The following is a 14,519-nucleotide window of genomic DNA, read 5'->3' on the forward strand; positions in this document are numbered from 1 at the left end:
TTGTATCCCCTTACGCGAACTGTGGATTGATCTTGTCAGCATCAATGCCATATTCAGCGATGGCTTTAGTCAGCACATCAACAGGCATTTCATTACGCTCAACAAGTGACTTCAGCGCCGCAATAACGATGAACTTAGCATCAACTTCAAAGTGGTGACGTAAGTTTGCACGGCTGTCGCTGCGACCAAAACCATCAGTACCCAGTACTTTATAATCAGTTGGTACAAAAGCACGTAATTGCTCGCCGTAAATCTTCATGTAATCGGTAGCAGCAATGGCTGGTGCATCTGCAGATAATATTTGGCTAATGTACGCTTGCTTAGGTTTTGCTGTTGGGTGAAGCATATTCCAACGTTCAACCGTTTGGCCGTCGCGCGTTAGCTCGTTAAAGCTCGTCACACTGAACACGTCAGCACTAACACCAAAGTCTTTCGCAAGGGCTTTAGCCGCTTTACGAACTTCTTCTAAAATGGTGCCACAACCCATTAGCTGTACTTTACCTTTACCACTACCGGCAACAGACTCCAGCTTATAAATACCTTTAACAATACCTTCTTCGGCACCGGCTGGCATTTCTGGCTGAACATAGTTTTCGTTCATTGTGGTTAGGTAATAAAAGATATCTTCTTGATTTTCGCCATACATACGACGAATACCATCTTGTACTACCACGGCAATTTCATAACCGTAAGTTGGATCGTAAGAAATACAGTTTGGAATAGTGTTCGCCAATACATGACTGTGACCATCTTGATGCTGTAAACCTTCACCATTCAAGGTTGTACGGCCAGAAGTACCACCAACTAAGAAACCACGGGCGCGCATGTCGCCAGCAGCCCATGCCATGTCACCAATACGTTGGAAACCAAACATAGAGTAGTAGATGTAGAACGGAATCGTTGGCATGTCGTTTACTGAGTAGCTGGTTGCAGCTGATACCCAAGATGACATGGCGCCTAATTCGTTAATCCCTTCTTGCAATACTTGACCGGTTTTATCTTCACGATAGTAAGCAACTTGGTCAGAATCTTGTGGAATATATTTTTGGCCTTCGTGAGCATAAATACCCACTTGACGGAATAAACCTTCCATACCGAAAGTACGTGCTTCATCAGGAATAATTGGCACAATACGTTTGCCAATGCCTTTGTCTTTTAACAAGGCGGTTAATACCCGAACAAATGCCATTGTTGACGAGATTTCACGGCCGTTTGAGCCTTTTAAAATCGAATCAAAAATTTTCAGTGAAGGGACTTCTAACTCTTCAGTGAATTTTTCACGACGTTGCGGTAAATAACCTAACAATGCTTCACGACGACTCTTCAAGTATTTTACTTCTTCAGAGTCTGGACCTGGATGATAGAAAGGCAGATCTTCTAACTGGTCATCTGGGATCGGAATATTGAAACGATCACGGAAATAACGGATAGATTCAGCGCCCATTTTCTTCACGTTGTGAGCGATGTTTTTACCTTCACCAGCATCACCTAAACCATAACCTTTAACGGTTTTAGCTAAGATAACCGTTGGACGGCCTTTGGTTTTCTGTGCATGTTCAAGCGCAGCGTAAACTTTAACCGGATCATGACCACCACGGTTTAAGCGCCAAATGTCATCATCTGACATGTTAGCAACCATTTCGGCAGTTTCAGGGTACTTGCCAAAGAAATGCTCACGGGTGTACGCGCCACCTTTAGCTTTACAGTTCTGGTATTCACCGTCTACGGTTTCTTCCATTAACTGTAATAACTTACCACTGGTATCACGGGCCAATAATGGATCCCAATAACGTCCCCAAATCACTTTAACCACTTCCCAGCCTGCGCCGCGGAATTCGCCTTCAAGTTCTTGGATAATCTTACCGTTGCCACGAACAGGACCATCAAGACGCTGTAAGTTACAGTTAACGATGAAGACTAAGTTATCTAATTCTTCACGCGCTGCTAAACCGATAGCACCTAATGCTTCTGGCTCATCACACTCACCGTCACCTAAGAAACAGTAAACAGTTTGCTTAGAACAATCTTTTAAACCACGGTCAGTCAAGTACTTCAAATAACGCGCTTGGTAAATCGCTTGAATAGGACCTAGACCCATAGATACCGTCGGGAACTGCCAGTAAGTCGGCATTAACTTAGGATGCGGGTACGAAGAAAGGCCTTTGCCATCGACTTCTTGACGGAAGTTAGCCATTTGCTCTTCAGTAATACGGCCTTCAAGGAAAGAACGCGCATAAATACCAGGTGCGATATGACCTTGGAAATACACCAAGTCACCACCATCTTGCTCATTAGGAGCACGGAAAAAATGGTTAAAACACACATCGTAAATTGTCGCGCTAGACGCGAAACTTGAAATATGGCCACCAAGCTCTAAATCTTTTTTAGAACCACGTAACACCATTGCCAAGGCATTCCAACGGATAATCGCCCGAATACGGCGTTCCATTTCTTGGTTACCTGGCATGTTTGGCTCTTGGCCTGCAGGAATAGTGTTTAAGTAAGCAGTGGTCGCATTGTAAGGTAAGTGAGTACCGTTACGACGCGCTTTGTCGATTAATTTTTCAAGTAAAAAGTGTGCACGTTCAGGCCCTTCTTGCTCTAACACAGCTTGCAGAGCATCAACCCACTCTTGGGTTTCTGATGGGTCTAAATCTTGAAGCATATCTTCAGACATCTCGCAGTCCTTCTCTATATACGGATTATATTTCGGCTTTAGTTGCTGCTTGTTGACACAACAACTCAGTTAAACGCCGCTCTTTAAACGGCGCAAACTACGTTGCAACCGACTGTCTTCTTTTCTTACTGACAACATGACTTCTTCGATATAGCTTAAGTGCTCATTCGAAGCTTCACGTGCAGCGTCTGGGTCCCGGCGTACAATCGCAGCCAGTAACGCGCGTCTGTGATCATTTGCCATGGTGGAAGCTTCTTCGCGTCGGCTTAAAAGTTCCAGATTTTGTGCAACATTTTTATGCAGCACAGGGGTTAAACTTAATACTAAATGCAGCATAGCAACATTGTGCGATGCCTCAGCGACCGCACGATAAAAACGCACAATGGCATCGGCCTGCGCTTCTACTTCCGTTGCGGTTTCAACTTCGTTAATACGGTTTTTAATGTTTTGCATATCCGCATCTGTGCCACGCAAGGCAGCAAAATACGCCATCATGCCTTCAGTAGCGTGACGGAATTCGAGTAAGTCATACTGACTTTCAGAATCGTTATGCATTAACTCAACGATAGGATCGGCAAGACTTTGCCACAGTTGTTCTTTAACATAGGTGCCACCGCCTTGACGACGCATGAGCAACCCTTTAGCTTCTAATTTTTGAATCGCTTCACGTAGAGAAGGACGAGACACTTCAAATTGCACCGCGAGTTCGCGTTCAGGAGGTAGCTTCTGACCCGGCTGTATACTGCCTTCTAGGATCATCCGCTCTAATTGCTCCATGATCACATCAGAAATTTTTGGCTGGTTAATCTTAATATAAGCCATCTGGCGCCCTGCTCCCTAAACAAGCAATTGTCAATTGGTCTTACCAATTAATATGAGAGAGCGCACTTTATCAAATCATACAAGCCATGTCTAGTTATCAGCATATCGACAAAGAACACAGGTTTGTTTAAAACGCTCAAGCCCAGAGGATAACGTAAATTTATCCTCAAGGGGTCAGACCATTTATCCGAAAGTCCTAGAAACTCGAGCGCTACGCTGCTAGATGCAATAAAATCTCAGCAGCGAAGCGACCCTAGCAGGACGCAGTCCGCCCTAGAAGCGTAGCGCCCTAGAGTCTAACTAACCAACCCAAAAATGGTTAATACCGAAACCATGGTTAATAACAATACAAAATTACGCTTACTTAATGCCAGCAATGCCAATGTAGATTGCACACTCAAGGGTGCATTACCCGCTTCAGGTAAAGACTCCGCGGCCACAGCCGTATACGTGACAATGGTTTTAGCATCCGTTTTAACACTTAAGCCATATTGTCGCCAAGCACTTAACCCTTCACTAAACTGGCCACTTAATACATAACCAAAACTAAATACCCGACTTGGTAACCAATCAAATAACATCTGCAAATCATCAATCAAGGGCATTTCAAGCTTATTTTTACTGTTGTACTCACTATAAAAACGCACGCTACAATATAATATTGCACCAACTGGGCCTAAAAATATCAAGTACAAGGCAACGGCGCCGTAATAACGGTAATTAATCCACGCCACCGTTTGGCCCACTTTACGGCCTAAATCCTGTTCATCGACCACATCCAAGCACTCGGTAGAGTCCAACTCGCTAGCGTAACGGTAACAAGCTTGAACATCACCGCGACATGCCGCTTGAATATACTGTTTAAATACAATACGTAATGTTTGGTGACTAAAACAAATAATCGATATTAGCACCCAAAATAATAAGCTCAATAAATCAAATAAAATGCCATCAAGAAGAACACTTATCAAAAAGACTGATACAGCCGGCAACACCAGCGCCACCGCTACGCCAAATTCCGATTTAAGCGATTGGCTGTCCCAAAACTGTTTTTGGTAACGCATCATCACAGTATCGAACTGCCAACTGCTTGGCAAAAGCTTCAAACGCTCTACAAGAATTGCCACTAATAATGAAAATAATGCCATGAATATCCTTTTAATTTATTGCGTTGTTGCTGTCATCATTAGAAGCGCTGCTTTCGTAGGAAAGGTGATAGCGGTTCCCCAACAACGACTCTCTCATAAACTAGTCTACAAGCTTAGGCCTCAATTACCTGCGATGGCCTGCTTATATCGAGGCCAATCAAAACTGAAACCGGGATCGGTTTTGCGTCCAGGAGCAATATCGCAATGGCCAACAATATTATTTACGTTAAGCATAGGATACTGCGCCATTAACTCCAATGTTAACAGTATTAATTGCTGGTATTGTTGGTCGGTATAGCCACTGCTGTCTGTACCTTCTAGCTCAATACCCAAGGCAAAATCGTTACACCCCTTGCGGCCATTATGCTCCGACACGCCAGCATGCCATGCTCTGTCATCACAACTCACATACTGCACCACCTCACCATCGCGGCGAATTAAAAAATGCGCCGACACTTGCAAGCCAGCCAATGCTGTAAAGCTTTCATCGGCATTAATATCCAGGCAACCTTGAAATAGCCCATCAATATGCCCTAAACCAAAACAGCCTGCTGGTAAGCTAATATTGTGGATCACTAATAAGCTCACCTCATTATCTGGCCGAGCATTAAAATGCGGCGAAATACATTTTCTCGCGCTAGCTAACCAACCTTGTTCTAATAAGCCTTTTGGCATATCACCCCTTAAACATAAAGATATCAGCAGTTCCAATGTAAATTTAACTGTATTAAACAGCAATACCAAGGCTGAAAATTGCCAGCTTCATAGTGTCAGTATATAGCCAAGTTATGGTAATCTTTAACAAATGCTTTCTGTAACAAACACTCCGCCCAATGCGGATACTGTTTAGCCTTATCACGATCTTTAGCAAGGACTTTGCTTATGTTAGAAAACGATATCCGTCATGCGGTGCAAACCGCACTTGATGAAGACTTAGGTCACACAGCCCACAATACCGTTCATGACATGCTTAATGCAGATATTACCGCACAACTTATTCCAGCAGATAAACACGTTTCCGGCGCGTTAATCACCCGTGAAGATGGTGTCTTTTGCGGCAAAGCATGGGCAGAACAAGTCTTCAATCAATTGGGCAGTGAAGTGGTACTGCATTGGCATGTTGATGACGGTGATTTAATTGTCGCCAATCAATTGCTATGTGAACTCTCAGGACCAGCACGCGCTATTTTAACTGGCGAACGTACGGCAATGAACTTCATTCAAACCTTGTCAGGTGTCGCTAGCTTAACTAAGTTGTACGTGAATAAGCTTGTGGGTACCCACACTCAATTACTCGATACCCGCAAAACCATTCCCGGCCTGCGCACAGCCCAAAAATACGCAGTAACCTGCGGCGGCGGCAAAAACCATCGTATTGGTTTGTTCGATGCATTCTTAATTAAAGAAAACCACATTATGGCTTGTGGTGGCATCTCACAAGCTATTACCGCAGCACGTGCGTTAGACGGCACTAAACCGGTAGAAGTAGAAGTTGAATCTCTTGAGGAGCTCACCCAAGCACTTGATGGCGGAGCTGATATCATTATGCTCGACAATTTTGACGTCACCATGATGGTTGACGCTGTCAGCATGAATAATCGCTATAAAGACCAAGGCAATGGCGCTAAATTAGAAGTCTCTGGCAATGTCACCTTAGACACCCTAGCCACTTTCGCCCAAACAGGAGTCGATTATATTTCGGTCGGCGCACTAACTAAACATGTAAAAGCGTTAGATTTGTCTTTGCGATTAAAGGCTTAACCCTTATATCTTCTAGGTTCTAGAGCGGACTGCGTCCTGCTAGGTCGCTGCGCTTCTAGGGACAGCTTTGCTGCTAAGATTTTATAGCATCTAACAGCGCAGCGTTCTAGAATCTAGGCTTTTAGCTCAGAGATAAACCTGTCACATCCGCCAACAAACAACGCCAACAAAACAACATTGTTGCATTTTTGTCAAAAAAATACTGCTCGACTTTATATGTCAAAAATAAATTATCGTATTATGTACGGGAAATGTGAAATTAGAGCATTTTTAGACATTTATTTTTTATTAATACGCTAATACTATTCCATTTTGTAACGGTTTATACTAACGTTCATTGTAGGCGAGTTGGCCTTTCGGCCATGCACGATAATCATTAGATTGCAAAACACGTTACATTGTTGGTAAGTTGTTAACATTTACGTATTTGCTCTGTGTTTATCGCTCAGCCGAAATGCCATTAAGTAAACAATCTGCTAACATTGTTTGCAGTTAACAAGGTTATTATCTATACATAGTGTTTTGTGCCATTGGGCATTACACAGTATCAATAGAGTTAACCCTCAGTAACGCAAGCAATATTGGCTCTATAAAAATCGTGGTCAACTAGTATCTAATATCTAGCACCACACAATTATGCTTTACGGTTTTAGGCAAATGGACTGCCAACTACTATTCTTAGTTTCTATATTTAAGCATTTAACTTAAATACTAAACTAAGTAGCAGTTATCGAGGACTGATACTACCCTAGCCTATTTTACGGAGAGAAAATGAAAAGTATCAATCAAATCAGAAGCGCTAAGGGTTTCACTCTTATCGAATTAATGATCGTAGTCGCGATCATCGGTATCCTTGCTGCAATTGCATTGCCTGCTTATCAGGATTATACAAAACGCGCACATGTTACCGAAGGTTTAGGATTAGCTTCATCGGCTAAAGCTGCTGTAACAGAATATTACTCATCTCAAGCAGCATTCCCCGCGAACAATGCTGCTGCAGGCCTAGCAGCGGCAACAGCTATATCAGGTAATGCGGTTACAAGTGTGACCGTTGCGGGTCAAAATATAACTGTTTTATTCAATACTAAAGTCGATACAGGTAAAACTATAATTCTTAATGCCGCAGCTCCAACAGCTACTACTAATACAATTGTTTGGACATGTACTGGTGGTACTTTAGACGATAAATATAGACCAGCAAACTGTCGTTAATTAATTTAGTTAAAAAAGGTAGCGTATAGCTACCTTTTTTATATTAGTTTTTTACTTTACTATGCAGTAATAATTACATACCTATAGCGTTAATCAGGTAACCATATATGTCATCTACAGCACTTCATTTAGGTCTATCGACATTATTTATCCGTAAGAGACTTCTAAGTGAAGAGCAAATTTCGGCCTCAATTGCTGATTCTCGTAAACATAAACAATCCTTAGTCTCTACCCTAATTATTTCTAAGCTTATTTCTGCTCGTGAGATAGCTGAGTTATGTTATGAAGAATATGGCACTCCACTGCTTGATTTAAATGAATTCGATCTATCCAGCATCGCCGATGAGTTATTGAATAAAAAACTCATCGAAAAGCATAAATGCTTACCATTATTTAAACGCGGAAATCGTCTCTATATAGCCACTTCAGATCCAACTAATATTGCAGCATTAGAAGATTTCCAATTCAGCCTTGGCTTGCATGCAGAAGCAATTTTAGTTGAAGATGACAAACTACTTAAAGCCTTAGAAAAGATAATCGAGGATGATATATCAGGCCTTGATTTAGCTGGTGCTGATGAAGAAGCACTAGCTAATATGGAGGTAGCTGATACAGAAAAACGTGATGAACCAAGCGGTGATAGCAGTGACGATGCGCCAATTGTTATCTATATTAATAAAATTCTTACTGATGCCATCCGTAAAGGTGCTTCCGACTTACATTTTGAGCCTTATGAAAAACGCTACCGCATTCGTTTTCGTATCGACGGTATCTTGCATGAAGTCTCTGAGCCACCAGTCAATCTCTCCAACCGAATTTCCGCTCGCTTAAAAGTCATGTCTAAACTGGATATTGCTGAGCGTCGTGTGCCGCAAGATGGCCGCATTAAAATGAAACTATCGCGCACCAAGTCGATAGATTTTCGTGTCAGCAGCTTGCCCACCATCTGGGGTGAGAAAATAGTGATGCGTATTTTGGATTCATCTTCCGCCCAGCTGGGTATTGAAAAACTCGGTTATGAAGATGATCAACGCTTATTATACGAAGAAATGCTTGCCAAACCTCAAGGGATGATTTTAGTCACCGGCCCGACAGGTTCGGGGAAAACAGTCTCCTTATATACCGGTCTCAACATTCTTAATACTGAAGAGCGTAATATTTCTACCGCGGAAGATCCTGTCGAAATTAACTTGGAAGGTGTAAACCAGGTTCACATCAATTTAAAGGCTGGCTTAACCTTTGCTTCAGCGTTACGCTCATTCTTACGTCAAGATCCTGATGTGGTGATGGTCGGTGAAATTCGCGACTTAGAAACTGCTGAAATAGCTATTAAAGCTGCGCAAACCGGTCACTTAGTGTTATCCACTCTGCATACCAATTCGGCAGCAGAAACCTTAACCCGTTTAATTAATATGGGCGTACCAGGTTATAACATTGCCAGCTCTGTTAATTTAATTATTGCACAACGGCTTGCCAGACGTCTGTGTCCGGCATGTAAACACGAAGAGATAATTCCAGTTGTTGAAATGCAACGCTTAGGTTTTACTGAAGCCAATATCACTAAAGGCTTTACTGTGTTTAAACCGATCGGTTGTGAGCTCTGCTCTGGTGGTTATAAAGGTCGAGTGGGCATTTATGAAGTAATGAAAATGAGCGATGAAATTGCGCGAGTTATTATGGAAGGCGGTAACTCACTTCAAATAGCCACCTTAGCCAAACAGCAAGGCATGCGCGATTTACGCCAATCAGGGTTACTAAAGGTCATCCATGGCGTCACTAGTATTGCCGAAATTAACCGTGTAACCAGCTTTTAATTCATCTATAGTTTAATTAGTTACAGTGGTTAAACTATTTAATTGATTATGCTCTATTAATAATAATCGGTTAACGTGGTGCAACGGAAAAATAAAAGGACTGGCTACATGGCCACAGCGACAGCAAAAAAAAAGCCAAAAGCAAAAAAAATAACCAAACACCAACCTAAAGTATTTACTTACCAATGGAAAGGTACCAATCGTGATGGCCAAAGAACTTCAGGTGAGCTAAAAGGCTCGACTATAGCTGAAATCCGCAGTGTATTAAAAACCCAGGGTGTCTCCCCAAAAGGTGTACGTAAAAAATCTCCACCTTTATGGAAAAGTGAAAAAAGTATCACCGCGATGGACATTGCGATGATCACTCGCCAAATAGCCACTATGCTTGCTGCAGGTGTTCCCTTAGTAACCACTTTAGAGCTACTTGGGCGCGGTCATGAAAAAGCCAAAGTGCGTGAATTATTAGGTACTATCTTATCTGATGTTCAATCCGGTATCCCCCTCTCTGATGCATTAAGACCTCATCGCCGCTATTTTGATGATTTATACGTCGACTTAGTTGCAGCCGGTGAGCACTCAGGCTCCTTGGATGCTGTATTTGATCGTATTGCAACCTATCGCGAAAAAGCCGAGCAACTAAAGTCTAAAATTAAAAAAGCCATGTTTTATCCGGCTGCGGTCGTTGTTGTTGCCATATTGGTAACATCACTATTATTGTTATTTGTAGTACCGCAATTTGAAGATATTTTTAACGGTTTTGGTGCTGAACTACCGGCATTTACCCAACTCATTATTGGCATATCTCGCTGGCTGCAAGCTTCATGGTATTTCTTTATTATTGCCATTGTTGTTGCGATCTGGCTTTTTAAACGAGCCCATCGTACCTCCCAAAGTTTTCGCGATCGAATCGATCAAATGGTGCTTAAAATCCCTGTTATTGGTGACATATTGCACAAAGCGGCGATGTCACGTTTTGCCCGCACTTTATCAACAACCTTTGCGGCAGGTGTTCCATTAATTGATGGCTTAGAATCAGCAGCTGGTGCGTCAGGTAATTATGTTTATCGTAAAGCATTACTCAAAGTCCGCCAAGAAGTAATGGCGGGTATGCAGATGAATGTTGCTATGCGCACTACGGGGTTATTTCCAGATATGCTCATCCAGATGGTGATGATTGGTGAGGAGTCCGGCGGATTAGACGAAATGCTCAATAAAGTGGCCAACATTTATGAGATGCAGGTTGATGATGCCGTAGATGGTTTATCAAGCCTTATTGAGCCCATTATGATGGTGGTCATTGGTACACTAGTCGGCGGTTTGATCGTTGGCATGTATTTACCGATTTTCCAAATGGGTAATATTGTCGGTTAGTATTAAGTAACCCTCAAAATAAAAAGAATAACATGACTGAATTCGTATCAACATTTGTTACAACAATGGCCCAGTATCCATTGGCGTTCATTGCAATTAGCTTTATTTTTGCTGCTACTATTGGCAGCTTTCTCAACGTCGTTACCCACCGTTTACCAGTGATGATGAAACGTGAATGGCAAAGCGAGTGTAACTTTTACCTCAATGAATATCATCCTGATATTGTCGAACAGGTCGGTAATGACCGTTTAAACAAACCCATTGATGCTTTTCCTGCAAAATACAACCTTGCGGTACCCGGTTCTGCCTGCCCAAAATGCAAAGCCAATATAAAGCCTTGGCATAATCTGCCAGTATTGGGTTGGTTAATGCTTGGTGGAAAATGTGCCGATTGCAAAACTCGTATTTCAAGCCGCTATCCCATTATCGAATTACTCACTGGGTTATTAGTCGCAGTATTAGCATGGCACTTTGGCCCAACATGGCAATTTGTTTATGCCAGCATTCTCACATTTGTGTTAGTGGCATTAACTGGCATCGATTTAGATGAAATGCTATTACCCGATCAGCTCACATTACCGATACTGTGGTTAGGATTAATCATTAACCTTAAAGGGATTTATACTAGCCCGGAAGATGCCATTATCGGTGCTGCGGCAGGCTATTTAAGCTTGTGGTCAGTATTTTGGTTATTTAAGCTGGTAACAGGCAAAGAGGGCATGGGCTATGGCGACTTTAAGCTATTAGCCGTATTTGGTGCTTGGTTAGGCTGGCAAATGCTGCCACTGATTATTTTATTGTCCTCACTTGTGGGTGCTGTAGTCGGTATTAGTATGATTATCACTAAGCAAATCAACAAAGGCAATCCAATCCCCTTTGGCCCTTATATTGCTGCTGCCGGCTGGATAGCGTTAGTATGGGGACATGACATTCTCAATTGGTATCTTAGTACGTTATGATGGCAAAAAAGTATATTGTCGGCTTAACAGGCGGCATTGCCAGCGGTAAAACAACTGTGGCCAATCTATTCGCACAATATGGCATAGACTTAGTTGATGCTGATGTTATAGCTAGAGAGGTTGTCTCAATCGGTTCGGATGGGCTAAATGCAATAAAGCAGCACTTTGGCCAGGGAATATTATTAGCGGATAACAGCTTAGATAGAGCGACTCTACGAGCACAAGTGTTTAATAATCCTGAGCAACGTTTGTGGCTTAACAATTTACTTCATCCAATGATCCGTCAAAAGATGCTCGACCAAGTGCAAGCATCGACTTCGGCATATGTAATAATGGTAGTACCCTTGCTATTTGAGAATCATTTAGATAGTTTAGTTGATACTACTTTGGTCGTAGATATTGCACCGGAGTTACAGGTTTCAAGGACGATGCAACGTGATGGTGTCAGTAAAGAACAAGTTGAGCATATTCTCGCGAGTCAAATGACCCGGGAACAGCGACTCGCTCTGGCTGATAATATTATTGATAATCAAGGAGAACATGAGCAGTTGCGCAGTCAAGTATTTCGTCTGCATCAACAATACCTACAACAGGCAACCGATTTAGAAACTAACGTCAATGACTGATTTAATTTATGAACAACCATTAAATGAAAAAATACGCAGTTATTTACGTATAGAAAACCTTGCCCTACAGTTGCAGCAGCATGCTGAACAAGATCATCAATATCAGTGTTTTAATCCTTTATTTTCGCTTGCTGAGCTAACTGAACGTTGCGATTATCGTACCGACATCTTAAAAGATATCGAAAAACAAATTCAATTAATTTCACAATGGCGTACTCATTCGAATGTTGATAACGATCAAGTAGATAAACTCACTGATAGGCTTATCGCGTTAAAGTCACCTTTGCAAACCCAAGAAAGAATTGGTTGTAGCCTCAAACGAGATAAATTTCTTACCTCTTTGCGTCAGCGTTTTAATATGACTGGAGCATACTGTAATTTTGATTTCCCTCAACTGCACTTTTGGCTAGGTAAAGACTGGCAATATCGACAACGAGACATAAACAACTGGCTTGCAGAATACCAACCCTTACTAGCGCCTATCATGTTGCTTTTAGAACTGATTAGAGCCACTGAAGATTTTAGATTATCTCAAGCTCCGGTAGGGTTTTATCAAGGTAATTCATCACAGCCGTTATCCTTAATCCGCGTAAAGATAAACTCAGACCAAAATTGCTATCCAACCGTCAGTGGTAATCGAAATCGTTATGCTATTCATTTTGTCGATTTTGATTTACACCGCCATACCTGTGAAACTATTGATTTCTCACTAGCAACCTGCAGTTAAACCCTTTAACATTCCAAATAAGACTAACAACCAAGAATCATTATGCCGTTAACAGTAGTAAACTGCCCAATTTGCAAAGCCAAAGTTGAATGGAAAGACGAATCGCTATTTAAGCCTTTTTGTAGTGAACGTTGTAAACTTATCGATCTTGGTGATTGGGCAAGTGAAAAACATGCAATCCCGATCAAGAACAGTATCGACCCAGATATGCTTGATGACATTGGTTTTGATGAAGGTGACTTCTTTAAACAATAAGTTCAAATAATAAGGAGTCGAAACATGCAAAAGAGAATTCATGTTGCTGTTGGTGTCATCATTAATCAAGATAGGCAGATTTTACTTGCTAAAAGGCTTGGACACCTTCACCAAGGCGGAAAATGGGAATTCCCAGGCGGTAAGGTAGAAACAAATGAAACGGTTACTGAAGCGTTAATTAGGGAACTAAAAGAGGAAGTTAATCTTGATGTCTCTCATTCAACTCCCTTCATGGACATCATTCATGATTATCCAGATAAACATGTCAGACTCGATATCCATTTAATTACTGAATTTTCAAACCAAGCTAAAGGTATGGAACAGCAGCAAATTGAATGGGTACCAATGCATAGCATTGCAGAATATGACTTCCCCGAAGCTAATAAGCCTATCGTAGAAAAAATATTAGCTGAACTCTGAAATCGATCCCGAACCTTCTATTTGAAAGCCTATTTCTAAAGAATAACACCCATTACTAATCAAGTAATGGGTTTAAAACTGTCTTACCAGCAACCAAAGTTCACACTTATTTTATCTACTAATGATCATCGCACTGGTAACGCCTACGAACTACACCTAGCATCGATGTTCTGATTGCTTAGGTTTCAAGGCACAAAACAAAAAGGCCACCCGATTAAGGTGGCCTTGCTGTGTTCTTTGGCCCCCTAGAACTGACCGACTCTCGCATGGGCATATCAACCACACTGGCCAATGGCTTAGGCCCAAGAACGGCTTTCAGACTCAAATTACAGACGTAAAAAAGCCCGCTACATAATAGCGGACTGTTTCACGACTCTTTCAAGTCAATTAGGCACCTGGAAAAGACCCACTCTGGCATGGGCATACTGGCCACACTGACTAATTGCTTAGGTTTAAGGCACAAAACAAAAAGGCCACTCTGTTAGAGTGGCCTTGCTGTAGTATTTAGCGCCTAGAAATGACCTACCCTCGCATGGGCATACTGGCCACACTGACTAATTGCTTAGATTTAAGGCACAAAACAAAAAGGCCACTCGGTTAGAGTGGCCTTGCTGTTTTATTTGGCGCCTGGAAATGACCTACTCTCGCATGGGGAGACCCCACACTACCATCGGCGATACTGTGTTTCACTTCTGAGTTCGGAATGGGATCAGGTGGTGCCACAGCT

Annotated in this window: 13 protein-coding genes and 1 rRNA gene; 9 read left to right on the plus strand and 5 right to left on the minus strand. The window is 42.1% G+C overall.

Going from position 1 to position 14,519, the window contains the following annotated elements; translation table 11 throughout:
• Nucleotides 1-10 precede the first annotated feature (10 nt).
• The 4 genes from aceE to ampD all read right to left on the minus strand — a co-directional run bounded on the left by aceE (nt 11) and on the right by ampD (nt 5,322).
• Entirely contained in the window at nt 11-2,677 is a 2,667-nt protein-coding gene (aceE, locus tag H5114_RS16955; RefSeq protein ID WP_182723559.1) for a pyruvate dehydrogenase (acetyl-transferring), homodimeric type, read from the minus strand.
• Nucleotides 2,678-2,746: 69 nt separating this feature from the next.
• Nucleotides 2,747-3,499 carry a pyruvate dehydrogenase complex transcriptional repressor PdhR gene (pdhR, locus tag H5114_RS16960; protein WP_124015348.1) on the minus strand — a complete coding sequence of 251 codons (753 nt, stop codon included), beginning with the start codon at nt 3,497-3,499 and terminating at the stop codon, nt 2,747-2,749.
• A gap of 296 nt (nt 3,500-3,795) precedes the next feature.
• A complete protein-coding gene (ampE, locus tag H5114_RS16965; protein ID WP_182723560.1) occupies nt 3,796-4,647 on the minus strand; it encodes a beta-lactamase regulator AmpE in 852 nt (283 codons plus the stop codon).
• A 120-nt stretch (nt 4,648-4,767) separates the two neighbouring features.
• The gene (ampD, locus tag H5114_RS16970; protein ID WP_182723561.1) at nt 4,768-5,322 is read right to left on the minus strand and encodes a 1,6-anhydro-N-acetylmuramyl-L-alanine amidase AmpD; all 555 of its coding nucleotides are present in this window, start codon (nt 5,320-5,322) and stop codon (nt 4,768-4,770) included.
• Between the two features lie 207 nt (nt 5,323-5,529).
• On the opposite strand from ampD, the gene nadC reads away from it, so the two are divergent.
• The 9 genes from nadC to mutT all read left to right on the plus strand — a co-directional run bounded on the left by nadC (nt 5,530) and on the right by mutT (nt 13,792).
• Nucleotides 5,530-6,408 (plus strand): carboxylating nicotinate-nucleotide diphosphorylase, encoded by an 879-nt coding sequence (gene nadC, locus H5114_RS16975; protein ID WP_124015351.1) that lies wholly within the window; start codon nt 5,530-5,532, stop codon nt 6,406-6,408.
• 771 nt (nt 6,409-7,179) lie between these two features.
• Nucleotides 7,180-7,620: a pilin gene (locus H5114_RS16980; protein ID WP_220492603.1), complete on the plus strand. Its 441-nt coding sequence runs from the start codon at nt 7,180-7,182 to the stop codon at nt 7,618-7,620.
• Nucleotides 7,621-7,727: 107 nt separating this feature from the next.
• On the plus strand, nt 7,728-9,434 hold the full coding sequence (pilB, locus tag H5114_RS16985; RefSeq protein WP_182723562.1) for a type IV-A pilus assembly ATPase PilB: 1,707 nt from the start codon (nt 7,728-7,730) through the stop codon (nt 9,432-9,434).
• 108 nt (nt 9,435-9,542) lie between these two features.
• Nucleotides 9,543-10,805, plus strand: a complete 1,263-nt coding sequence (locus H5114_RS16990; protein ID WP_182723563.1) for a type II secretion system F family protein — start codon at nt 9,543-9,545, stop codon at nt 10,803-10,805.
• A 32-nt stretch (nt 10,806-10,837) separates the two neighbouring features.
• Nucleotides 10,838-11,764, plus strand: coding sequence for an A24 family peptidase (locus H5114_RS16995; protein ID WP_182723564.1), 927 nt, complete (start codon nt 10,838-10,840; stop codon nt 11,762-11,764).
• Nucleotides 11,761-12,390 (plus strand): dephospho-CoA kinase, encoded by a 630-nt coding sequence (gene coaE, locus H5114_RS17000; protein ID WP_182723565.1) that lies wholly within the window; start codon nt 11,761-11,763, stop codon nt 12,388-12,390. The genes H5114_RS16995 and coaE overlap by 4 nt, the downstream gene beginning before the upstream one ends.
• A complete protein-coding gene (gene zapD / locus H5114_RS17005; RefSeq protein WP_182723566.1) occupies nt 12,383-13,117 on the plus strand; it encodes a cell division protein ZapD in 735 nt (244 codons plus the stop codon). The genes coaE and zapD overlap by 8 nt, the downstream gene beginning before the upstream one ends.
• Nucleotides 13,118-13,159: 42 nt before the next feature.
• Nucleotides 13,160-13,372: a DNA gyrase inhibitor YacG gene (gene yacG, locus H5114_RS17010; protein ID WP_182723567.1), complete on the plus strand. Its 213-nt coding sequence runs from the start codon at nt 13,160-13,162 to the stop codon at nt 13,370-13,372.
• A gap of 24 nt (nt 13,373-13,396) precedes the next feature.
• The gene (mutT, locus tag H5114_RS17015) at nt 13,397-13,792 is read left to right on the plus strand and encodes an 8-oxo-dGTP diphosphatase MutT (RefSeq protein ID WP_182723568.1); all 396 of its coding nucleotides are present in this window, start codon (nt 13,397-13,399) and stop codon (nt 13,790-13,792) included.
• Nucleotides 13,793-14,417: 625 nt separating this feature from the next.
• Here mutT and rrf read toward each other — a convergent pair.
• Nucleotides 14,418-14,519, minus strand: a 5S ribosomal RNA gene (gene rrf / locus H5114_RS17020); the annotation flags it as partial.

Source organism: Shewanella sp. SR43-8, from assembly GCF_014163775.1.
Classification (GTDB): Bacteria; Pseudomonadota; Gammaproteobacteria; order Enterobacterales; family Shewanellaceae; genus Shewanella; species Shewanella vesiculosa.

Bases quoted from the DNA above. Each gene is read 5' to 3' on its own strand.
- aceE (WP_182723559.1), bottom strand. From the start codon at position 2,677: ATGTCTGAAGATATGCTTCAAGATTTAGACCCATCAGAAACCCAAGAG.
- pilB (WP_182723562.1), top strand. From the start codon at position 7,728: ATGTCATCTACAGCACTTCATTTAGGTCTATCGACATTATTTATCCGT.
- coaE (WP_182723565.1), top strand. From the start codon at position 11,761: ATGATGGCAAAAAAGTATATTGTCGGCTTAACAGGCGGCATTGCCAGC.
- H5114_RS16990 (WP_182723563.1), top strand. From the start codon at position 9,543: ATGGCCACAGCGACAGCAAAAAAAAAGCCAAAAGCAAAAAAAATAACC.
- zapD (WP_182723566.1), top strand. From the start codon at position 12,383: ATGACTGATTTAATTTATGAACAACCATTAAATGAAAAAATACGCAGT.
- ampE (WP_182723560.1), bottom strand. From the start codon at position 4,647: ATGGCATTATTTTCATTATTAGTGGCAATTCTTGTAGAGCGTTTGAAG.
- yacG (WP_182723567.1), top strand. From the start codon at position 13,160: ATGCCGTTAACAGTAGTAAACTGCCCAATTTGCAAAGCCAAAGTTGAA.
- H5114_RS16980 (WP_220492603.1), top strand. From the start codon at position 7,180: ATGAAAAGTATCAATCAAATCAGAAGCGCTAAGGGTTTCACTCTTATC.
- ampD (WP_182723561.1), bottom strand. From the start codon at position 5,322: ATGCCAAAAGGCTTATTAGAACAAGGTTGGTTAGCTAGCGCGAGAAAA.
- pdhR (WP_124015348.1), bottom strand. From the start codon at position 3,499: ATGGCTTATATTAAGATTAACCAGCCAAAAATTTCTGATGTGATCATG.
- H5114_RS16995 (WP_182723564.1), top strand. From the start codon at position 10,838: ATGACTGAATTCGTATCAACATTTGTTACAACAATGGCCCAGTATCCA.
- mutT (WP_182723568.1), top strand. From the start codon at position 13,397: ATGCAAAAGAGAATTCATGTTGCTGTTGGTGTCATCATTAATCAAGAT.
- nadC (WP_124015351.1), top strand. From the start codon at position 5,530: ATGTTAGAAAACGATATCCGTCATGCGGTGCAAACCGCACTTGATGAA.